The sequence below is a fragment of the Agriterribacter humi genome (assembly GCF_009192765.1).
GTDB classification, from domain to species: Bacteria; Bacteroidota; Bacteroidia; order Chitinophagales; family Chitinophagaceae; genus Agriterribacter; species Agriterribacter humi.
This window is the reverse complement of the sequence record NZ_VOHQ01000007.1, coordinates 210,807-233,190: the sequence shown is the minus strand read 5'-3', so window position 1 is coordinate 233,190 and position 22,384 is coordinate 210,807. Positions and strand designations below refer to the sequence as shown.

16 protein-coding genes and 1 tRNA gene are annotated in these 22,384 nt (G+C 39.5%); 6 read left to right on the top strand and 11 right to left on the bottom strand.

What is annotated here, in order from left to right:
• Nucleotides 1-137 precede the first annotated feature (137 nt).
• Nucleotides 138-446: a DUF3592 domain-containing protein gene (locus FRX45_RS13915; RefSeq protein WP_152269044.1), complete on the bottom strand. Its 309-nt coding sequence runs from the start codon at nucleotides 444-446 to the stop codon at nucleotides 138-140.
• A gap of 254 nt (nucleotides 447-700) precedes the next feature.
• Between FRX45_RS13915 and FRX45_RS13910 the strand changes: the two genes are divergently transcribed.
• The 5 genes from FRX45_RS13910 (at nucleotide 701) to FRX45_RS13890 (ending at nucleotide 7,050) form a co-directional block, all read left to right on the top strand.
• Nucleotides 701-774: transfer RNA gene (locus FRX45_RS13910), tRNA-Asp, on the top strand.
• 353 nt (nucleotides 775-1,127) lie between these two features.
• A complete protein-coding gene (locus tag FRX45_RS13905; protein ID WP_152269043.1) occupies nucleotides 1,128-1,862 on the top strand; it encodes a hypothetical protein in 735 nt (244 codons plus the stop codon).
• Nucleotides 1,863-2,545: 683 nt separating this feature from the next.
• Nucleotides 2,546-5,902, top strand: coding sequence for a DEAD/DEAH box helicase (locus tag FRX45_RS13900; RefSeq protein WP_152269042.1), 3,357 nt, complete (start codon nucleotides 2,546-2,548; stop codon nucleotides 5,900-5,902).
• Nucleotides 5,903-6,072: 170 nt separating this feature from the next.
• Nucleotides 6,073-6,861 (top strand): hypothetical protein, encoded by a 789-nt coding sequence (locus FRX45_RS13895; protein WP_152269041.1) that lies wholly within the window; start codon nucleotides 6,073-6,075, stop codon nucleotides 6,859-6,861.
• A gap of 3 nt (nucleotides 6,862-6,864) precedes the next feature.
• Nucleotides 6,865-7,050, top strand: coding sequence for a hypothetical protein (locus FRX45_RS13890; protein WP_152269040.1), 186 nt, complete (start codon nucleotides 6,865-6,867; stop codon nucleotides 7,048-7,050).
• A gap of 10 nt (nucleotides 7,051-7,060) precedes the next feature.
• Here the strand turns inward: FRX45_RS13890 and FRX45_RS13885 are convergent, their stop codons facing one another.
• The 4 genes from FRX45_RS13885 to FRX45_RS13870 all read right to left on the bottom strand — a co-directional run bounded on the left by FRX45_RS13885 (nucleotide 7,061) and on the right by FRX45_RS13870 (nucleotide 10,252).
• The gene (locus FRX45_RS13885; protein WP_152269039.1) at nucleotides 7,061-7,819 is read right to left on the bottom strand and encodes a metallophosphoesterase; all 759 of its coding nucleotides are present in this window, start codon (nucleotides 7,817-7,819) and stop codon (nucleotides 7,061-7,063) included.
• Between the two features lie 11 nt (nucleotides 7,820-7,830).
• Nucleotides 7,831-9,075, bottom strand: coding sequence for a type II toxin-antitoxin system HipA family toxin (locus FRX45_RS13880; RefSeq protein ID WP_226805375.1), 1,245 nt, complete (start codon nucleotides 9,073-9,075; stop codon nucleotides 7,831-7,833).
• Between the two features lie 6 nt (nucleotides 9,076-9,081).
• The gene (locus FRX45_RS13875) at nucleotides 9,082-9,396 is read right to left on the bottom strand and encodes a helix-turn-helix domain-containing protein (RefSeq protein ID WP_152269038.1); all 315 of its coding nucleotides are present in this window, start codon (nucleotides 9,394-9,396) and stop codon (nucleotides 9,082-9,084) included.
• 265 nt (nucleotides 9,397-9,661) lie between these two features.
• Entirely contained in the window at nucleotides 9,662-10,252 is a 591-nt protein-coding gene (locus tag FRX45_RS13870) for a phage integrase SAM-like domain-containing protein (RefSeq protein WP_226805373.1), read from the bottom strand.
• 366 nt (nucleotides 10,253-10,618) lie between these two features.
• Here FRX45_RS13870 and FRX45_RS23845 point away from each other — a divergent pair, with 366 nt between their 5' ends.
• Nucleotides 10,619-10,819, top strand: a complete 201-nt coding sequence (locus tag FRX45_RS23845; RefSeq protein WP_152269037.1) for an Arm DNA-binding domain-containing protein — start codon at nucleotides 10,619-10,621, stop codon at nucleotides 10,817-10,819.
• A gap of 706 nt (nucleotides 10,820-11,525) precedes the next feature.
• Here the strand turns inward: FRX45_RS23845 and FRX45_RS13860 are convergent.
• The 6 genes from FRX45_RS13860 to FRX45_RS13840 form a co-directional block, all read right to left on the bottom strand.
• A complete protein-coding gene (locus FRX45_RS13860; protein WP_152269036.1) occupies nucleotides 11,526-11,978 on the bottom strand; it encodes a hypothetical protein in 453 nt (150 codons plus the stop codon).
• A gap of 366 nt (nucleotides 11,979-12,344) precedes the next feature.
• The gene (locus tag FRX45_RS13855; protein ID WP_152269035.1) at nucleotides 12,345-13,136 is read right to left on the bottom strand and encodes a helix-turn-helix transcriptional regulator; all 792 of its coding nucleotides are present in this window, start codon (nucleotides 13,134-13,136) and stop codon (nucleotides 12,345-12,347) included.
• Nucleotides 13,137-13,224: 88 nt separating this feature from the next.
• Nucleotides 13,225-15,066, bottom strand: a complete 1,842-nt coding sequence (locus tag FRX45_RS13850; RefSeq protein WP_193311699.1) for a CocE/NonD family hydrolase — start codon at nucleotides 15,064-15,066, stop codon at nucleotides 13,225-13,227.
• A 583-nt stretch (nucleotides 15,067-15,649) separates the two neighbouring features.
• On the bottom strand, nucleotides 15,650-15,820 hold the full coding sequence (locus tag FRX45_RS23310; RefSeq protein ID WP_193311698.1) for a hypothetical protein: 171 nt from the start codon (nucleotides 15,818-15,820) through the stop codon (nucleotides 15,650-15,652).
• Nucleotides 15,821-15,901: 81 nt separating this feature from the next.
• A complete protein-coding gene (locus tag FRX45_RS13845; protein WP_152269033.1) occupies nucleotides 15,902-18,298 on the bottom strand; it encodes an ABC transporter permease in 2,397 nt (798 codons plus the stop codon).
• Nucleotides 18,299-18,705: 407 nt separating this feature from the next.
• Nucleotides 18,706-22,350 carry a hypothetical protein gene (locus FRX45_RS13840; RefSeq protein ID WP_152269032.1) on the bottom strand — a complete coding sequence of 1,215 codons (3,645 nt, stop codon included), beginning with the start codon at nucleotides 22,348-22,350 and terminating at the stop codon, nucleotides 18,706-18,708.
• Nucleotides 22,351-22,384: the final 34 nt, after the last annotated feature.

Below are 22,384 nucleotides of genomic sequence, written 5' to 3'. Positions count from 1 at the left end.
TAGAATGCTTATACCAGTTTTATAAAAGGCCGCTTCAACAGCAACTGAACCCTGGCCCGGTAGGGAATAATTTGGGGATGAAAGAAAACAACAGCAATGAAAAGAAAAAATAAACCACTGTAGATAACGGTGTCCATTCATAAACCGGTAAATGTATCCACTTTAGCCTCGGTGGGCCGACTGCGTTGATACAACACCGGTACGCTTTGCCCCGGGCTGAAAGACTCATCATCGGCGGAATTAAAAAAAACGGTATCCTTACCTGTTGCAGAGAACGTTATTACAGCATAGGTACGCCGGAGTTGCCCGGAAATTTCCTTGCCTTCAAATGCCATCACTCCCTTTGTTTTTGATGATGAGGATACCCAGTAAAGTTTAGCTGCAATAATGGGTACTACCATAAGGAGAAAGAGCATAAGAAAGAAATGATTTCTTTTGATGATCATATAGCATTTGTTGGGAGTAAGCGGCAGGAACAAACTCAATCCTGCCAAATTAATACAGTCGGGAGGTAAAAAAATGTTATATCTCCCGAAAGTGCTTTAACTACAATATACCGTGGGTATTTTTTTGGATAACTTTTCGGCTGTTGCCGGTTTGTCCTATTTTTTAAAAAACTTTTTGGGAAGAAGCCAAAAATCCTATCTTTGCCGTCCTGAAAAATGAGGTAGCAATACCAAAGTTTGGGGATGGTTAATTTGGATCGGTAGTTCAGTTGGTTAGAATGCCGCCCTGTCACGGCGGAGGTCGCGGGTTCGAGTCCCGTCCGGTCCGCATAATTAGACCTCAAACCCGCGATAGTCGCGGGTTTCTTGTTTTTACTCTATTTTTTACTCTATCTGCGATCATTTTATTGGCATTTCCCTACGCGTCTTCACACGACTTTCCGTAAATTTAAGTAGAAAATCGTGAGTATGGATTTGAGTGTGTTGCACCGGCATCCGCTGCCGGACAGGGATTATGTATGGAAAGACAAATTGAACAGTTTAACCGGCCATCTGGATTGCCGGTTCCTCGAGTGGACAGGTTGGTATAACCAGGATATTTATCAGCGGTTATTAGGTCATTACAGGCTTTATCAGCTATTTAAAAAGGAAAGCAAAGCCAATACTGGGCTGCCTCAACCCTTGGCCTATATTGTAAATTACCGGGCTTCCCATAGTTTTAAATACCTGCTTTCCCGGATTACCGGCATTTTGTATTACATAGGATCGTTTGGCAAGCCTTATTATCCTTTGCAAACGGAAGGGATTAATAAGTTACTGGTTAATAACTATGCGCATATTCTACAGTCATTCTTAACTGAAGCAGATAATAATTTTGAAGAAGCATTGTCCCATGTTGTCCGGCAAATCATATCTCCTGATTTTGGAAAGAAATCAGGGAATAACCTTTATCAAGTAAATCAATCCGCTGTTATTCTCCAAATCCGGAATGAATTCAATAACTATCATAATAGCTCTCATTATTTTAATGAGTACACGACGGTTAATGCAGCTGCTGGAATAAAGGGCAAGGAGAAAGGAGTATTTTCCAAAAAGCAAATACTTATCCTTTTTGATCTGCTTGCAGAAACTGGTAAGGTGGAGAAAATTGATTTTACCAGGCCTAATAAATTTGATTCCATGGCTGAACTTTTATGTGCCATTACTGGTAAGAGCAAAGATTCCTGGATTGAGCAATTGAAAGATTGTCGGAATAAAGGGTTGTATGAATTTAAAAATGAAGGAGAACGCAAGCAGTTAATTGTAACCCTTACAAATTTGGCAGGTATTTTTAGAAAAGCAAAATTTCGGTTTTTAAGTAATGAAATAGATAAAAAACTAAGGTCGTTAGAATCAGTATATTATCAAGAGAAATAAATCTAATTCGACTTCTTTCGAAACATAGAACAATAATTTATTGAAAAGCTACCATATGTTCAGACGAACATGCGATAAAAAATGCCGCACTGTTACTCATAAAACAAAGATCATCAGGAAACTATAGAGGCTTGTATAGCAGACAGTTCCTTTAAATCAAAATTCATTGCTGAGTTAGAAATTGAAAGTGAGCAATCTCCGAATAAAAAATGTCCAACTTGTAAAACTGCTGACATTGTATTAAGAAAATCAGGAACTGCTAGAAACGGAAATACATATAAATTTTATGGTTGTTCAAACTACTTATATGGTTGTGAATACACCACAACAGACTGGATAAACAACTAACGGCGGGCTCTGAGCCAATTAAGATGCTCGTAATTTTAGTGTAGACTGGAGCAGGGTAAGTAAAAAACGCTTTTAGCAACGACCGTGCCTCGACAAGGTACATTTAACAAGGGAAACTTCTTTAGTATGACGATGTTCTATATTTTCCGAAATGTTTATTTAACTCTCTCACCACCAAATCAAACTCCGGTAAGTCCTTAATCTGGCTGGCCAGTGATCCCTGCCAGCGTCCTTTAAATCCATTCAATTTTGATTCAACCTTTACTTTAAACGCATAAGATTTATGCCATACTGCCAAGCTGCCCTTTTCTTAGTTTTGCCTTTAAGTAAAGACGATGGTGCAGAACCTGAAAATATTCAAATCACTCTTTAAAGGCCGCGAGGATGCCTTTGCGATTCGCTGGGAACGGGATGGCAAAAGCGGTTATATGCCTGCCTATATCCTGGACTGGGATCAATTTAAAATGCACAAGACAAAAGGTGGCACGTTAAAGGATTTTAAAAATAAAGAGTATGCGCCGCTGACGGATCAAAGAATGCGGAACCATCTATCCGGAAAAGAAATCGTAGGGGTCTATCCTTTATTACAGGATAACACATCCTGGTTTATAGCGGCAGATTTCGACCAGTCCACCGCCAAAACCAAAAGCTGGATAGACGAGTGCCGGACATTCATGCTGGAATGTGAAAAGTATAATCTACCTGTTTACCTTGAACGTTCGAGATCTGGTACAGGTGGCCATGTCTGGATGTTTTTTGGAGAACCCTATCCGGCATTTAAAAGCAGGCAGCTATTTATTCAACTCCTCAAATCTTCGGGCATCATATCTGAAGTGGAAAAGAATTCAAATTTTGACAGGCTATTTCCCAATCAGGATGGGCATTCGGGTAAAGGCTTGGGCAACCTTATTGCTTTGCCTTTACAGAAGAAGGCTATGGAGAATGGTAATGCCTGTTTTATTCATCCAGAAAATTTAAACCAATTTCCTGACCAATGGGCGTTCTTAGAAACCGTCCAAAAGGTAAAAATGAAAACGCTGGATGAATTGTATGAGGACATTATTGATAATAAACTTACCAGTTCTGCTATTGGAGCAGTTGCTACGAATTCTTTGAATGGCGAGTTCACAGTCATTCTCAGTAATCAGGTCGTATTGCCACGCTTTGGCTTAGATTCCTTATTGTCAAAATACCTAAAGGATAATCTGAATTTTATGAATGTAGATTATCTTATTAAAAAGAGATCGGGACGAAGTACTTATGGTACGCAAATGTATTTTGAAACAGTAGAGGAAAAAGAGAATACCATTATTATGCCAAGAGGTATTATTGGCAGGTTGCTCCGATATTGCAATGAACAAAAAATAGCCTATAAATTTGAGGATAAAAGAGTAAAACTTGAACCGGTTAAATTTACATCTTCCATTTCATTGCATGACTATCAACAAGAGGCGGTTGAAATCACTAATAAAAAAGACTTTGGCGTTATCGTTGCGCCTCCGGGGGCAGGAAAAACGGTAATGGGTTTAGAAATTGTAGCAAGAAAGCAGCAACCTGCTTTAATCATCGTTCATCGAAAGCAATTGTTTGATCAGTGGGTGGATAGGATTCAGTCTTTTCTGGGTATTCCAAAATTCCAAATAGGAAAAATTAATGGTAGTAGCTATGAAATTGGGCAAGAAATTACCGTAGCGATAATACAAAGCCTGCAAAATCCGGAGCTGCCAGACAAAGACAAATTACATCATGCCTTTGGAACAATTATAGTAGATGAATGTCATCATATGCCCGCCAAAACATTCCGGGAAGTAATACGGCACTTCCATTCTTATTACCTCTATGGGTTTACAGCAACTCCTATTAGAAAAAACGAAGATGAAAAGCTGATATTTATTCACATTGGCGATATAATTCATGAAGTGGTCATCCCTATAACTGCAAACCAGAATAGACAATTATCGGTAGTCATTCAAAACACAGAATTATTTACGCCGTTTGATGCCTCAACGGATAAAACTGAAACACTTTTAAATATCCTTATTCATGATACGGCAAGAAATGAAATGATCGTAGAAGATATTAAAAGGGAAGTAAGGGCTGGCAGAAAGATACTTGTATTAACCGAGCGGAAAGCCCATGTTGATATACTACAACAATATCTGAAAGGTACTTGTGAAACAATTGCATTGACCGGAGAAGATAGCGAGCAATCTAAGAAAGCGAAACTGCAACTAATTGACAGCAGCGATTTCCAGGTACTGATCGCCACCGGTCAATTTATTGGAGAAGGGACGGATATCGGTGTTTTAGATTGCCTGGTTTTGGCTTATCCCTTTTCTTTTGAAGGTAAACTGATTCAATATATCGGTCGGGTTCAGAGAAGTCCGGTTGCCCCGGTTATATATGATTACAGGGATTGCAGGATTGAATACCTTAACAACCTGTTCAGGCAGCGCAATAAGTATTATCGGAAATTGATGAAGTCAGGACAACTAACAAACCTGGATGAAATATTGCTGGTCTTTCAGGGGGCTGGTTTTTACATCAATACCACTGATAATTTACTCCCCGTTGAATGTCTTGATTTGCCATTACCTGTTGAGCAATTTAAAGATGGAGTGGTCTGGAAATTACGTGTCAATAGTTATAATGAAGAGGAAGGGGAGTTAGTTACAGAAATTACTGACTATAATTTTCCAATTAGCAAGGTTACAGATGGCAGACAGGGTTCATTTTATTTTTATGGAATTGAAAGAATAAAATTCAGAAGCCTGGACACAAGTAGTTTCCTAAGATCCGTTATACTAAAACATCAGCCTATTATTGACACTAAAAGAATAGAAGATGATAAAAAAGAGCTGGCTCCTACCGAGTATGTTGTTTTGAAAACAATGAAAGTGCCTTTTGGAAAAATTAATTTCTTATTTGGAAGTGTTTCATTTCCCATCTTCATTGATGAACTTAACCAGGAAATTATATTCGAAATCGCTAACCCAGATATAAGACCAGAGTTTGCAGCCATCCGTGACTATTTCATAAAGGCATTGAAAAAGAAATTAATCTTCGCAAATATTACCGTAAAATACACCGCCAGCCACATATTATCATCAACAGCCAAATCAGAAGACATTGATAGCATAAATGGTCACATGATTGATAGTGTTCGGTTTGAGTTTGTAAAACGTGAGATTTTTAAAGGCAGAGGCCGGGCCGCGGATGATCAATCTATCCATACGATGGAGGATTTGTTGAGTCCATATGACGAAGGGAAGAAATTATTTTCATCCGAAGCTGCCCTATTTGATGACATTCTAAACATTAAGAACTCAAAGCATTATTTGCAGCTAAAATATCTTTCTTCTAAGCATGAAGCTTCAGTTTTGAAATTGAGATTTGTCTTACAACCATTTTCTTTTTTATTCTTATTAGCAGGTGAAAAGAAATATCATATTATATGGGAAACATTGGATAGCGAAGAGGCCACCTATATTTGGCATACGGATAGAACAAGGGAGTCTTTACGAATTACTCTTGGAGAGATTGAATCAATACTTAGGGATATAAAGCAAAATGGCAGGCAAGCTTTTTTGGAGAAAGAGAGTAATAATTTTAGCAGAGTCGTTCACGATTATGCGGATTCGAAGAAGGGGTTTGTTGCCTGGAAGGGGATGCTGGAGGAAAAATTGATATAGGGGGTATTCCCGTTAGCTTGCATATTAGTCAAAATCTCTAAGAAATAAAAATGAGCGAAATAACAGTCACCCGAAAAGACCTCTATGATCTGGTATGGTCTGAACCAATGTTATCTTTATCAAAAAGGTATAAAATTTCTGATAACGGCTTACGCAAGATATGCAAGCGGATGAACATTCCATTACCGAAAGCAGGCCATTGGATGAAGCAGCAATTCGGAAAAAAAGTCCGTATTATTCCGTTTCCTGAATCGTTTGAAGGAGTAGTAACCTTCACTTTATCATTACGAACGGCTGATGAGAAAAAAAATACTGAGTCATTATCTGTTTTAACGAAACAAATAAAGAGTGATCCTGTACTATCCTTTACTGTTCCAGATAGGCTTAGTCATCCAGATAGATTGATTATTGAAGCCAGGCAATACTTAACCAATAAAGACACTTTCATTTACCAGGGGATGGTTTCCAGTTCAAGAGATGGGCTGGATATAAAGGTCACTCCAAAAAATATAAACCGGGCTTTGCTGTTTATGGATACTTTGATAAAAGCACTCAGGGCAAGAAAGCATGAGACTATCTTAAAAAATGGCTTCACTTACGCCATTATAAAGGAGCAGGAATTCAGGATTTTCTTTCGGGGAAAAACAAAGAGAGTTATTGTCCCGGGAAAGCACTACGATAGTTCCGAATATCACCCGGTTAATATTTTATATTTTAAGTATGACGGCTACTCCAGTAAGGAATGGAAAGATGGAAAACAACCGTTGGAAAATTATTTACCCGAGATTGTTTCTAAATTGGAAATAGCCAGCGCCGAATTGACGGCTGAACAGGAGAAGAATCGAAAATATTTCGAGGAAATAGAAAGGAAACGCCAGGCTGTGATAGATGCACAGCAACTAAAAGAAAATGAACTAAGCGAATTCAAAGATTTGATGGTAAAAGCTGAGCGGTGGTAGAAGGTGAATAATCTTCGTAATTATCTTGCTGCAGTAGAAAAGACAATAGGACAAAACGATGCCCCCGAAAAAATAAAAAGTTGGCTGGAGTGGTCTCATAAGAAAGCAGATTGGTATGATCCTATGATTGAAGGCGAAGATGATTTATTGAAAGATGTTGACAGGGGGAATCTATCTTTTAAAAGGTAGTCATCTTTGTTTACAAGGTTACTATCTTGTCTAACCTGAAATCCTGATTTTCCTCGTTTCTAATATATCCCATTTGATTAGTAAGTAAGACAGTGTTCCCAATGCTGAACTCCGGGGTATTACTGTGATGGTGTCCATAAATCCAATAATTAATATTCGAAGATTCAATTAGAGGAAATAACTCAACAACGAAGGCCTCGTTTAAAATACTTCCTTTATACTGAGAAGGAAAATTCAAAAAAGTAGGTACGTGGTGAGAAACGACTACTGTTTTACCAGCATTATTCTGGCTTAATTCCTTGTCTATAAAATTCAGACTATCTGAATGTAATTGATTAAAGTTGGAGACAGAAAAAAAATGTCCATTGAATTTGATAACCTGAAAATCGTTTATGCTGCGCTCGATCTGCCATTCGTTTACAGGGCTGATCTTTGACCATAATGTAGAAAAAATAAGCCTTACATCATTGTGTTGAAATGAGATATTATTCACTAAAAATATATTATCCCTTATTTTTTCATTGATTGTTCCTGATCGTTCGGACGCGTCGGAATAATAATACTCATGATTACCAGGGAGCCAATAAGTCAATTTAAAATTGTCTGAAATGTAATTAAAGAACTCTTTGTGCTTATCCATCTCAATAAATGGGACAATATCACCGGCCAATATTAAAATTTCACCTTTAGATTGAAGAGGATGCTGATTTAGAAATTGTTTATTTTCTCTGAATTCCAAATGCAGATCGGAACAATATTGTAATGTCATAACGGATGTTTTTAAGGAGCGGACTTTTCAAAAGCCTGAGCCATCAAATCCTGTTCACTGGCAGGAATCTTATAGGCTTTTGCAACCTTTTGCCATTTGCTTGCAGCTTGCTGTACTTTAGAAATGATTGTAGTTGCTTTATTTCCTGGCACCCTGAAATATTTTGCCACTGAACTTGCCAGGTCAAAGTCCAAAGAATTATCCGTCTCAGAAATATTTAGTGTCAAACCTCTTCCGTGGTAAACAGGATTAACATCAAAAGCCGGAGAAAGTATCCATCCCTGGGAAGTGAGCAAAAATCCATGGTTACGAAGATGGTCATCTGTATTTTTTACAGAAATATTAAAAACGATTCGTCGCCATAATTCTTCCAGATCGTCTTTGACGTTTGCGCCATTTTGCATGATGAATTCAGCCAGGTTAAGATAGGAAACACCTTCGGCTCCGTCCGAATAGCCAAGCAATGTCATGGCAGAGGCGAAGTGAATACGGCCGTTACCCTTGACTCTGTCAAATCTTTTTGAAAGAAAAGTGTGATGTTTACTATTAAATTTCTTTACCTGGCTATCAGCAATGTTCAGACCAGCTTCTTTAGCAAGTACATTAACAACCATTTCCCAACCACCTATATCAACATGGTCGTTTCCACTGGGAAATTTTGCTATCCATAAATTATCTTTTGTATCAACTACACTTGCTTTTGGCCGTGCCCCGCCAAGCGATGCACCCGGGGCCATTAACATATTGAGCCATTTCAATGATTCCTCGTCCGTCAATACATCTTTTTCCAATTGCAAACTTGCAAATTCAAGTTCCCGTAATGATGTCCAGGGAGGCGATGCAAGGCTTGCGTTATCATGTAAGAATGGGCCATTTGCATCTTTTTTAAATCTGAGAGCGCCCATCCGGTGTGCATCAAATACTCCAAGGAGGTAATCTTCTTCAAAAAGTGTCTTTGCCTTTCTGGATTCCATTCTTGCACTAATGGCTTCTCTTCTTACCATTAAAACACGTCCCCATCTATCAGGTGATGAGTCGAGAAAAATTCCAAAATTCTTTTTTCCGGGTGAAAGGTATTGAGTGCCTGCGAAAAGTTGCAGATCGGGATCTAAGTTTTGAGCAAGCCCTCTAACCAACCATGCCTTGTCATAAGCGTATGAGAAAATCTCCCGTCCCTTGGTATGGGCAACCGAGAGCGTTCCCATTAAGGCGGGCCCTTCTAATTCTATCCAGTCGGCGTAAACTAAAATGTCCATGGCGATTTATTTTTTTCGGGGTCCTCTTTTTTTAGTTTCCAGATCGGCATCCTGTAATCTCCGGCCGAGTTCATCATCGGTCGCCACCCGCAGCAAGTCTTTTTCAAGGCCAAGGATAAATAAGACTTGTGTATAGGCACCGATCGTGACATTGTGCATTCCTTTCTCTATTTGCCATAAAGTGGTTCGGCTAATATTAGCCCGTTCGCAAACTTGTTCGGTGGTTAATTTTCTTCGTAACCGGGCCAGCTTTATATTTCCTCCTAATTCAGTTAGAATCTTCTCTAATTTAGGGGTAAGGGTTATTGTTCTGTTTTCCATAACGTTCACTATAATAAACAAATATAGGTTTAAATGTTCACTATAGCAAACGTTAATATCGCATGAAATTATGTTTTGAAATAGAGCCAGTTACGCAGACCCAACCACCAGTCCGCCCAAAACTTGCTCCCTTTCCTTCCAAATTTTCTCTATCTGATAAGCCGCCTGGTCGGGTGTCACTTTGATATACCGATAAAAGTCTTTCAGGCTTCTATGGCCGCTAATTTTCATGATCAACTCAACAGGTGTACCCGCTAAAAACTCATTAGTGCAAAATGATCTCCGGCAGGAATGAGAGGTGATCCATTTGTATTTTGAACTCAATAAACTCATGATAGAAGTCCACATCGAAGGACTTAAAGGTTATTTTTCTTCCTCTGAACTTTTCAAATGCCTGCAGGTATCTTTTAACTTCCATGTAAATGTTCACTGTTGCCGGTGCAATCCTTCTTTTCTTCGATTCAATATACGCATCGAACTGATCATATACATCCAAGCTTCCTGTTTTCTCCTTGCGTTGTTCCAGGGTAGTAATATCGAGATCAGGCGAAAAGTTCTTTTTCAAAAAGAACATTGGATTATCTCTTGTGTTCTTCAAACAGAAGCTCAAAATATCTTCTACCAGCCGCATCATTTTCTGCAAGCGTTCATTCAACTCAGCAGCGGTGCCGTACTCCGGCGGAAGATCGTCATAGACTTTTAATAATTTTCTGTTCCAGTATTCAGGAGGAATGGCGATCTGTGTATCAACCAGGGTGCGCTGGTTTGAACCCATGCAATACTGAATAAAGACCAGGCTGGTCCCATTTCTTCTTTTCCAGTCTTTCTTGCAGATCGGTTTGAGTGCATATATCATAACTTGACGTTTTTACTCTATCGTTTACTCTATGTCAGGCCTATCAAGTCATGTGAAGATAAAATGCGGTGTAAGTGAATAATTCACTCAATTACTTAAAAATTAATTCTTAATGTAAGGATATGTAAAGTAATGGATAGATGTAAAAAGAGGCCAGTCCGCCGTCCGGTCCGCTTAGGAGGATCACCAGCAATGATGATCCTTTTTTATTTTTACACTACTTTGCTTTCAAGGGATTGATTTTCATCTTCTTATAACAAATTTACAACGCAGGAAGATTTATTTTTATATCAGCTTAACAATTTAAAAAAGTAGACCTGGAAGTAGACCCAAGTTTTGTCGAGTCCAGTTCAAAAATTGTTAGCTATGCGATTTCCAGTAAAAGTTATTTGCCGTACCAACAGAGTACATAATGATGACACTTCTTCTATCTTCATTCGTTATTGCTTTAATCAAAAGCAGAAACCAATTTTATTCACCGGCATAAAAATTCCAGCTCAATATTGGAATCAAAAGGAACTATCTCTAATCTCCTGCCGCCTGCAACAGGAGATTATGAAAAAATGAATAGTGAAATATTCAGATTAAAAAGGTTGGTAGAGGACATGATTTTGTATGCTTCACAAAACAATGTAACGGATATAGCAACGTACGTCAAGCAACATTATTCAATTTGATTCCGCTTCGTATGAAAACATCGTCAGGGAACAAAAAATAGACACGTTAAAGAAAGAAAAAGCCAGGGAGCATATTTATTATCAGTTTGATGACTATATATGCAGCAAATGCCCTAAAGTAAGCAAAGCAACCCTTACAGTAGCAATTCTTTCGGCTTTGCCAGCGCTGCGTAGACGTGGTTTGTATAGGTAAGTTCTTGCCAGTTTTGTATAGGCTTATTTTGACCGTTCGCAATAGTCCTTTTATTGATTGTGTTTTGTTTGACATTGACAAATAGTAAGTTCCCGGCAGTTAGACCTGGCGCTCAATTAAATTCAGCAGGCTTTGCTTCCACTGGCTTTTAATTATGTTTTGCTGCAGACAAATAAATTTCAATTAGTTCGTGTAGTATAGTTTCCGTTGACCTCATGCTCATGGAATAATATTAAGCTCCCATTTTTTTTGCCTGGGACAAGTCACAGGCGTATTAACAGGCGGGTTGGCTCAAGTGGGGCAAGACATAGTACAATCGGCTAATTGCTAATCCGGGCATCAGACTTTATAGCCTCAAAAAAATCCGATAAATAATTTAGCCTTTCCATTATTCATATCTTTATCAGCTTATGCGCATACCATTCTTCTTTGCCTGATTTTGTTGTTGCTGCTCATTGACCTTATGTGTCACTTTCATAGCATCCATTGTCTTATTGCCTAATGCTGTATGAAGTGTTATCTTTCTGGAGTGCTCATCGTAGATATTTACTGATTTGAACTGTGGGTTCGCTTCAATATAAAACCGATGCTCATTACCATCTTTTACAAAGCTGACAGATATACGGTTGCCATTCTTTAATCCATCGTGCAGTTTATCTGCTTCAACTTTATTAAGCAGGTCTTTCAACGGAAACTGTTGCAAGACCTTTTCAAGATCATAGCCATAATCTGAATGAAATTGCTTGATACGGAAGTTCCCGTTCGGGTTTTTGTCGTTAAAGTCAAGCTGCATCCATGTGCTGCCGCTCTGTATGCAGCGACCGGATAAAAGATTATAGGCTTCCGTAGTATTCACATTGCAGGATGGAAAATGGACAAGTTAACGTTACAATAAGCACATTATTTACACTGGCTGAATCCCTGGACATTCCGTGTTGGAAATTGTTGATACACATCGAAGAGCAGCCAGTTGACGAAGAGAAAATATGATCATTTCCGCTATAAATTATACAGGAACTTTCATCAGCAGAGTGCATGAAAAGGTATAAAGATAATCGGTACAATATAATAAAGGCGCTAATCGACTCTGGGCACATCAAAACTTTCAGGGACGTTTTTACATTTATTCCAAAAACCACGGTGTACAAAGACCTGGGCGTAAATTTCAAGAAATTCGACCGGGCAATTAACGATCCGTCAATTTTTCGAAAACCATCCTCGTCTATAACCGCTGGTACTGCTTGGGCAGAAAACTGGTCATCTGCTTAAAAGTCCTCGTAAAATGACTTTGGTCGGCAAAACCACATTCATAGGCGACATCGGTGAGAGAGGTGCCAGTCGATTGAACCAGGGCAATTGAATTGTTTATTCTGAGCTTGCGCATATATTCACCTAGCGTGCAGTTGAAATACTTGCGGAAGTGTTTTGAAATCGTAATGGGATGGACACCAGCGGCAGCCGACAAATCCCGCAGCGTTGGCGCCTCATTCCAGCGATCATTGAGTACCTGTTGAACTTTGTTTATCCATACTGGCCGGGTGGAGGACAAATGCTTGGAAGCAGACAACATTTCGAGCATAAGCAACCTGATAGAAGTACCGGAATAATCATCGTCGATCAAAAGCTCCTTATACATTTTCAGGATCAGAAACTTAATATCCGGTTCTGCCTGGCAGGCTTTATTTATTTTTTCAGCATCCAATAAATTATTCCCGAGGTAAGAAGTACAAATTTCAATGTTAATGTGCCTCGAATCACCAGCTTTGTGAATATTCTGGTGAGCTTCACCAGAGTGATAAAAAGTGACTTTCCCAGGTAATCTTTCAAATTCAATGTGTTTGCGCTTCTCCACATTCCCACCCGTTAAAACAAAACTGATGTGCGGATTTTCATGGCAGTGCATATCATCACAGGAACCATCTGCCTGATAGGATACGCGTCCGATACGAAAGCCTTCATCGCCGGCCGCGTCTAACACAGTTCCCAGGTAAATGCCTTTCTCCAATACCAGCATGCAAAAAGTAATTAACGTAAACTTGCTCCATAAATGTAACTATGTTAATACAAATCGCAGCCACAAGAAAGTAAAAGTTGATGTAAGATTATTTTGTCACTTGCGGAAGCTCCAGGTAGGTGGCAAACTCGGCGCTTCTATGTATACGGATTGTTGCCTTTTGGTAGTCTGAAGCTTTGGCATCATAAATATTGGGCACGAATTTCTGTGGATTCATGTCTATAAGGGGGAACCAGCTGCTTTGCACCTGCACCATAATGCGATGGCCTTTTTTAAAAACATGGTCTACCTGGTGTAGTCCGATTTTGATTTCTTCAACCTTTCCCGGTGTAAAGGCTTCCGGTTTGGAAAAACTTTTACGAAATCGTCCCCTGAATATCTCACTGGCTATCATAAACTGGTATCCACCCAACTTTATGTCATCTTTAACATGCCCCGGATATACATCGATCAGTTTCACTACAAAATCCGCATCGCTGCCGGTGGTCGATGCAAACACGTGGGCAATGATCTCACCGGTCACCGTCATATCTTGCGTAAGAGTATCAGTCTGCCAGCTAACGACATCCGGCCTTCCATCAACAAACCGCTGATCACCTAACATCCAGAGATACCAACGTGAACCAGGCCCATAAGTCTGCTCGATAGGCCTCGGCCGGTAAGGCACAGGTTTTTTTGGATCACTTACATATTCGTCATACGCCTGCTTTCCAGGTACAGAAGGCTTTTCGAATGACATTTTTCCGCCAGCAGCCGGGTATATTTTGTTAATGACTGCCTCTTTTGGCGGCCAGGTGTTGTAGGTTTTCCAAACGTTACTTCCTGTTTGAAAAACAGTTGCTTCCGGAAATTTCCCGTCTCCAATACCCTTCAGCCAGTAATCGAAAAAGACCTTTTGTATATTCCTCTGAAAATAGCCTGAAGTATTACTGCCCATGACATACCGGTCCAACCGCCAGATGCTGTCCCAATTCCATGCTCCATGAATCCATGGCCCGAGACAAATGAAATTCTTGTTATTGCTGTCGCGCTTTTCCATTTCAGTGTACATCAGCTGTGGGCCATTCAGGTCTTCCGGATCCCAGACGCCACCAGTATGCAGGGTGGCAACTCTCGGGTAATCCATATAACTCAAAGGCGACCGCACCCGCCAAAATGAATCATAGTTCGGGTGTTGCATAAAAAGATTCCAGGTAGGAATCCTGTTATGGAAATATCGTTTATTGACATTAGACAATGGGCCGAGTTTCAGGAACCAGGTATATACATCGTACTCATCATATTGAAAACTGGTATCCGTCCTGGAACCCTCTTCCCCAAAAGTATAATCAAGCGCATAAGATAAACGGAAAGCTCCATTATGGTGAAAATCATCTCCTAAAAACAAATCCCCCATCGCCGCCTGCGGATTGGCAGCTTTTAAAGCAGGATGCGGACGGGCGGAACCGGCCAATGTGGTCCAACCATAATAGGAACTGCCTAAAATGCCAGCTTTGCCGTTATTGTTTTTTATGTTGTGTATCAGCCATTCAATGGTATCGTAGGTATCGGTGCTTTCATCGATATTGCCCGGCTTATCCAGTACCGGCCGGTTCATTACGTACTGGCCTTCACTTTTATGCTTTCCACGGATGTCCTGGTATACCCATATATATCCATCCTCAGCCAATACGCCTGTCGGTTTTCCAATGTGTGCGCTTCCGTAAGGACCTCTTGAGATCAGGATTGGAAATTGGTCCTGCAGACTATCGGGAGCATATACAAGGGTATATAATTTGATCCCATCGCGCATGGCAATCATGTATTCCTGCCTCGAATAACTGATCTTTTTTTGGCCAAGTACAGGTGACAAGGTCATGCAAAACACAGTACAAAAAGCCGCGATATGGCGTATCACCGGTGTAGTTTGGCGAAGTTTAACTGGAGTCATAGAGCAAAAAAAACGCATTAATTTTATAGAAAATAGAATGAATTTTGCCTGCCTCTGGAAATCACTTCCCGAGTTATAGTAAGCACCCGTTAAGATGGGGTTGAACTTTACAACTCAACATTTTGACTTAGGATATTCCCAATCATTCATGCCTTTCATGGGGCGTTTACCAAACGTATCGCAAAAAGGTACAAGTAGGTCAAAAAGAGTGCAGCTATGAGTAAGATAACTACCCATTTTTTTGCATCTGATTGCAGAAACAGGCGCCAGTTGTTTTCTCGAACCTTATTTAGTCTTAAATCCAATATTTGGTTGGCGTGCTTAAACCCTTTTTCAACAATTTCTTTGATTGGCCTGGTATCTGGTTCGCGTACATTTATTGTTAGGTTTTTCAGCTTTTCATCATAGCTGCTGACTCTACCCGACAAATGATTAAGTGCCTCAATTATTCCAGAATTAGTTTTGTTTGTTTCCGTCAGCTGCTCCAGGATTTCATTCAGTACCAGATCGAGAATGTCTTTTCGGGCGTATTAGGTTTTTTAGGTGCTTCCATAAAAATTGCTCTTTTAATTTTTAAAAATCATTACAAGTGGTGTTCATGTCGTTTTCGCCGCCTGCGCGCTTCTTTCAGCAACTCGGGGGAAATAGAGTCGGGAACCTGTTCTGGCTTAAGCAAATCATAAAGAAGACTGTTTAATTGTTTTTCAGTTTTCTCGATTGCTGGCTGCTCTGGATCGCGTTTGGAACGGTGCATTTCCAGTAATTTTTGCCTTGCATTAAGTGGACTTTGGGCGTGCTCGTTTCGAAGTTTAGGTAAGAGGCCGGGCGCGGTTTTTTATTCCATCCTCAAATCGTTTGCAGGGTTTACCGTTGCCGATTTATAAGTTTGGGAAATGATGGTGATCAACCCCATAACAAACAAAATCAAAAAACAAGCGAATACGTTTAGCGGTCCGAAATGAGTACGGTTCGTAAAGTTTTGCAGGAATAAAAAACCCAATACATATCCAATTGGCATGGAAATGAGCCCTGCAATAATCAATAGTTTTATAAATCCTTTCGAGAGCATACTCACCAATTGTCTTTCAGTTGCTCCTATGATCTTTCTTATACTAATCTCTTTTCGTTTAACTTCAACCGAATAAACTACCAGTCCTAATAAACCCAGCGATGCAATAGAAAAAGCTATAAACGCAAGATAACCCAACAGGGATATAGTAGCCGATTGAGAATTGTTCTTAGCCAAATCTTCACTGAGCCATGAAAAAGTAAATAGCTGTGCCGGAGCAAGTTTGGCCCACTCCTGCTCAATACGGTTTACCAATTTCTCCTTATCGGCATTATGAACAGCCACATACAAATAATTGTATTCGTTTTTTTTATTTCTGATGGCCAAAGGCATTATCGTGCTGCCTGCATTGACATAGTTGAAATCTTTGAGTACACCTGTGATCTGTAGTCTGGTTGAATCATTTATCCATAAAGATTTTCCAGGGGCATCGTTGTTGTGTTTAAATCCAAACGCTCTGGCAGCCTGTTCATTGATAAGTATGCTACTCTCGGTATTGTCTGCCGAAGTATTGTACAAATTTTGTCCCGAAAGTATTTTTAATTCCATGTCATCTATGAACATTGGCTCGGCATAAAAATAATTCAGCGATATCGCATCCTGTTTGTTATTTAACCAAACTGTCGCACTCATGCCGGCGAAATGTTTTTTAAACTGGGAAGACATGGCACTGACTGACTTTACTCCATTCAATGATGAAATTTTTTGCGCAAGGATATCTTTATCCAGACCATTTAAGGGCAACACCAACACGTTGTCTCTTTTGAATCCAGGATCAGCTTCGCCCATCAATGAAAACTGTTTATAAAAAGCTACTAAAAAAATAATAATAACCAGCGAAAGACTATATTGAAAAACAATTAAAGTTTTTTGAACACTTACTTTTCCCATTATACGTGCGGTAACCAGGTTCTTCAACACACGCAAAGGCTTAAAAGAAGATAATATCCATGCCGGAGCACTACCCGCAAGCAACCCTGTAAATAAGGCGAACCCCGCTGACCAGAACAACAGTCCGGTATTATACCTGAAAGTAGAAGGAATAAATTCATAGTCGTCGTTAAATGGTGCATATTGAATGATGAACGAAAGCAATACCCATGCAAAAGATAAAGCAAGAAAGGAAAGCAATACAGATTCAATAATGTACTGTACAAATATTTGGCTGCGTTTAGCACCAGTCACCTTTCGCACACCAACTTCTTTTGCACGCGTTAATGCACGCGCAATGGTAAGATTGGTATAATTAAAACAAGCCGCGAGCAAAATGATAAAAGCAAAGCCCATTTCAAAATAAAGCTTTGACCATGAACCACCGCTACCTGTATCATTGTAGAGATAGTCGGAACCAGGTGTTATTTTATTGACTGACTGGATTTCAAATGCCACATGCCCTTCTTTCATATTGCTGTTTAATTCACCGGATATGCTTTTTAATTCGTTTTTCAACGTTGCAGTAGTAACCCCTTTTTTTAATAGCACATAAGTATATGCGTTATTAAAAGCATACCAATCAGAAGATTTTGATGGGATGCTGTTGTTCTTTTCCATATTTACGATGCTGGAAGAAGACGCATACGCATCGTAATTAATATGAGATTTTCCGGGCATTTTGTTCAACACACCTGTTACTACAAAAGTTTCGCCTTTTTCTAAAGTAAAAACTTTACCAATAGGGTTTTCTGCCCCGAAAAATTTATCCGCCGTGTTTTTGCTGATTACAATACTACCCGGATTGTTTAAAGCCGTTGCGGGGTTTCCCTGTTCAAGAGAAAAGCCGAATATGTGAAAGAAAGAAGATGTGGTAAAAGCACCATTTAGATAAATCTCTTTTCCGCCTGCTGTAGCCCTAACATTTAATTGGGGATAAATATTAACCGCATCTTCAATACCCGCAAAATCTGTTTGCAGTTTATCCCTCAAAGGAAAAGGTGTGCTTGCCATCGTCCATTGCTCTCCTGTTTTCTTGCTAAAGTCGCTGAGCACACGATAAACACGATCTCCTGCCGGATGAAAATTATCATAACTGAACTGATCCTGCAGACGAACCATAATCATCATCCCTACAGACATGCTTAATCCCAATCCAAATATATTGATGAAAGAAACCAGCCTGTTTTTCATGAAACTCCTGAAAGCAATTTTCAAATAACTTCTGAACATAATCAACTGTTTATGATTTATAGTTTAGGGTCTATCGCTTTGTTTTGATAACCATAAACGCGAAAAGAATCCACTCCGTTCTCAAATTCTTCACAAGGTTGCAAGCGCTGCTTTTATTAAAACTGAATACTTTTTATTTCTTAAGTATTCACCGTGTGATTTTAAAAAAGTTTTCACGCATGAATCTCTCTTTTAATGACGTGACTGACCTGTGGTATTAAATGACACAAGAAATTATGCCATTTCGGTAACAGATTGAATTTAAGCGAATTAACAGAGAGGGAGAATAATCAGTTTGTCCGGATTTGATACAAAGGTGTTCGATATTGTTAGAATGTGGCTCATTCGGCAATAGATATAAATGTTTTTGAATAAATTCTGAGATTCCGAAACAACAACATTTTATTTCAATACTCTACCATTTTTATATTATCTGCCGGCACCCGATCAATCAATTTTAAATATGGGTCAATACCTACCCTCACCGGTTTTCCTGTTACCATAATTTCAATAGTATGTTCGCCCGATGTCAGCCGATGCTTTTGAATATATGAAGGATGTGCTTCGCTGCGCCCTTCCTTATTTTTGGTATCTTCTCCAAAAACAGCAATATCAATATAGTCATTCATTGCTGTAGCAGGCTTATCTTCGCCCTTATTATCCTGGTATACTTTGGCAGTACTGCATCGTAAAATTATTTTATAGTGATCGCTGCTGTCAGGGCGAATGGCTTTCGCTTCAATAATGCGGTTGTCGTAAAAAGTAATCTTTTCCCAGGTATCTTCCAGATAATACTGCAGAGAATCCGGGACATGCTTTTTTAAATAAGAATATAATTCTTTTGTGCCTGCATATGGAGGTGATGTTCTGAATACATAAGCATCCCGGAATTCGCGAAGGGCCGCATTAATATTATCTTCACCCACAAGGTCTTTTAACCCATACAATACTACACCGGCCTTATTATCAATTTCTGCCCAGCTTGTCGCATGTAATAAAATGTTCTGGCTACTTTTATTCCACCGGCTTTGCCACAGGTACGCGTTTGTTTCATCCAGCAAAATGGACCTCATATTATTTTTTCCATATTTTTTTTCGCACATCACCAATGCACAATATTTTGAGAGTCCTTCTGTAAGTAATTCCGAGCCCTTTGTATGGTTAGGCGCAACCTGGTTACCCCACCATTGTTTCGCCAATGTTTTTGCAGTAGTATAATAACAGAAATCAAACTGGTTGGGATCAGTGAAATTGGCATTCCAGCCGTAACGCTCAGCATATACATCGGTAGCTGCCATAGAAGTAATACCCGGCGCATACACAGATGATTCCGCAAGCCGGACCTGTTTAAAAGGATAAGGACCGAATGCTTTTGAATAATAAACCAACCCATCTTTGTAAGCTGCTACAAAACGTTGCAGGTTGGTGTTATGTGTGACATGATAATAAATATCTATACCAATATAACGGCTGCCACCGACCATTACACTATCATGCAGTTCCGCATATCGTGCGGAAAGAATAGCTGCCGGGGTATAAATGCCGGGCGTGTTACAATTGTATTGAAAATAATTCCTTCCATTTTCTTTCCATTTTTTTTCAAGATTACCGGGTGCAATAGCGATTTGATCAGCCGAAGTGCTTACCGTTAATTCGAATTTTCTCAACCCGATTGCCCTGCCTGGTAAAAGTATATTGGCGCCTTCCGCTTCTTTTCCTAAAGGAAACTCCTCCGCTCTTTTTGGCAATCCATATTCTTTTCGTTCTTCCTCATTCCTTAACTCTTCATCGGTGTCATAACCTAAACTCGGAAGACCGACACCCATGAAGGTTCCATTGTGCAAAAAATAAGCTGCATACAAATCATTAGCGAATCCTTTAAAAAACCTGGATGAACGTAGTTCAAGCCGGGCGGTATCTCCGGGATTAAGCGCCTGGGGTAATTGGTACAACCTATATCCGGAACTATCTTGCCCGGGACCAAAGAAATTAAATTTTCCGCGTGCAAAAAAGAGCGGACAGGTATATGAAAGCAAAGCGTTGTTATACTTTACATCATACTGCGCAACATTATCTCCGTCAAGCAATAATTCTTTAATGGATGATGCTGTTTTATTTACTATCGTTACAAACGATCTGAAATCAGCCCTTTGCTTTTCCGGGAAGAGATCAGCAAACATTTTTATATCGGTTACCATTGGCAAAGGCATATCCTCGTAACGCTTCAACTTTTTTTCTATCTCCACCTTCTGCAGTATCTCTTCACTTTTTGTATAGTAGTGGTTAAGATAACTTACGTTATAATAGTTAAACCCGGCGGTAAGCACAAATGCAACCAGTAATACAGCTGTGAGCCAGACGGCATTGCCCTTTAAACGTTCCCTGGCCAGTTGCATTCTTTCTTTAAACGATGTAATCGTACCTCTCATATAAAACAGGTATCCAACAATCAGCAACAAAACTCCAAGCAGCAGCCAGTACATATTGAACCAGTCAATAGGTTTCATCATATGCCCTACATTATCAAAATCCGATATCGCATAAAAAGGCGTGTAAGAAAAAAGCAGTAGCCGGTAATTCATATATCCTGACTGTAAGGCAAGCACGCATAATATGGTATATGCGATGCCTATCCCCAACGCAGCGAACTTATGGCGTATGCATATATGCAATACAAAGGAAAGCATAGTCATCTCAACCAGTTTAGGAAGTACGCATAAGAACAATACATTGAAGTATACCGGGAAGTTAAAGAGGTAAAATCCACTGGAAACCTGTATAGCCAGGCCAATTAACATTGGAGCTATAGTAAGAAAAATGGAAAGACATACTATACTGAGCACTTTTGCCAGGTGCAATATCCATAGGGGAGGCGGCAATGCATCATTAACAAAAGAGAATCCGGTTGTTCTTTCGCGGCGTATTACTTCGCCCGTGTAAAAAATGATCACGCAAAAAAGAAAGATTAAAAAATTATTGTTGAACATGAACAAGATCATGCTTGTTCTTCTATAATCCCTTACCCCAAAATTGCTTGGACCATGTGAAAAGATAATGCCTAAAAAAATACTGCCTGCAACAATAATGATCCAGAAATAATTGTCCCTTATAATATTGATCACTTCAATTTTTGTAAGCGAGTACAATACCGGCCTATTGTATTTTTTCTTGAAATCAATATGTAAAAGAGGAAGCTTTCCGGGCTTGTCGGCCGTTTGTTTAACCAGTTTGTTTTCTTTTTCCGGTCTGAAGAAACGTTCAAAACTGAAACGAAACCAGGTAAAAAGCAGGATAGCTGTTCCAATACCTGACCACATTAAACGGTTAACAAGAAAAAGTCCGTCTAATGATATCACTTCGTTGTTTTTCCACGAGAGAGGCTGGTCATCGGTTATATAGCGCACACCATTACTGGCAAACGGATCACTAAGATGAATTAAATAGGCATTAGAAGATGAGTGGATAAAAAAATTAGCAAGAAGATACCCAAGAAAAAGCATGATGCCGCTGCTGTAAATAACCTTTACATTGCGTAAAATGGCTACTAACCCAAAGAACAACGATGATGTAAAAAAGAGATTGGGCAGCGCCAGGGTTAAAAAAGGATGCAGGTAAAACATAAAACGATTGGGTCCGTAATGTGCCGCACTTTCCCAACCAAAAGCAGGACCGGCCCTGGTTCCACAGTAAATACCCAGAAAAAGGCCAAACGCAAGTATTACCACAAATAAAAATGATCCCAAAAATCTTCCCCAGAAATACCCGGCCCTGGTGATGGGATAAGAAAGATAGTACTCCTTTGTATTGTACTCAATATCGCGATAAAGTGGAACGCCCATGATGGCAGAACTTGCTAGCATCATAATCATGCTCATCATTGAAATATAATAAGCAATAGAAGAAGGCGAATTAATAAACTGTTTTTCATCGAGCGGTAATGATCCAAAACCAAATGTCAGGAAGGCGAGAATAAAACAAATGAAAAAATAAATATACACACCAAGTTTTTTTAACCGGTATTTGATTTCAAAAAAGAATATCTGGCTGAACATATTTGAATTGATTGGAAGATTGAGGGAGAGATAA

Excerpts from the sequence above, each read along its gene's own strand:
- FRX45_RS13915 (WP_152269044.1), bottom strand. The coding sequence starts at position 446 with ATGATCATCAAAAGAAATCATTTCTTTCTTATGCTCTTTCTCCTTATG.
- FRX45_RS13900 (WP_152269042.1), top strand. The coding sequence starts at position 2,546 with ATGGTGCAGAACCTGAAAATATTCAAATCACTCTTTAAAGGCCGCGAG.
- FRX45_RS13895 (WP_152269041.1), top strand. The coding sequence starts at position 6,073 with ATGAACATTCCATTACCGAAAGCAGGCCATTGGATGAAGCAGCAATTC.
- FRX45_RS13885 (WP_152269039.1), bottom strand. The coding sequence starts at position 7,819 with ATGACATTACAATATTGTTCCGATCTGCATTTGGAATTCAGAGAAAAT.
- FRX45_RS13880 (WP_226805375.1), bottom strand. The coding sequence starts at position 9,075 with ATGGACATTTTAGTTTACGCCGACTGGATAGAATTAGAAGGGCCCGCC.
- FRX45_RS13875 (WP_152269038.1), bottom strand. The coding sequence starts at position 9,396 with ATGGAAAACAGAACAATAACCCTTACCCCTAAATTAGAGAAGATTCTA.
- FRX45_RS13870 (WP_226805373.1), bottom strand. The coding sequence starts at position 10,252 with ATGATATATGCACTCAAACCGATCTGCAAGAAAGACTGGAAAAGAAGA.
- FRX45_RS23845 (WP_152269037.1), top strand. The coding sequence starts at position 10,619 with ATGCGATTTCCAGTAAAAGTTATTTGCCGTACCAACAGAGTACATAAT.
- FRX45_RS13855 (WP_152269035.1), bottom strand. The coding sequence starts at position 13,136 with ATGCTGGTATTGGAGAAAGGCATTTACCTGGGAACTGTGTTAGACGCG.
- FRX45_RS13850 (WP_193311699.1), bottom strand. The coding sequence starts at position 15,066 with ATGACTCCAGTTAAACTTCGCCAAACTACACCGGTGATACGCCATATC.
- FRX45_RS23310 (WP_193311698.1), bottom strand. The coding sequence starts at position 15,820 with ATGCACCGTTCCAAACGCGATCCAGAGCAGCCAGCAATCGAGAAAACT.
- FRX45_RS13845 (WP_152269033.1), bottom strand. The coding sequence starts at position 18,298 with ATGTTCAGAAGTTATTTGAAAATTGCTTTCAGGAGTTTCATGAAAAAC.
- FRX45_RS13840 (WP_152269032.1), bottom strand. The coding sequence starts at position 22,350 with ATGTTCAGCCAGATATTCTTTTTTGAAATCAAATACCGGTTAAAAAAA.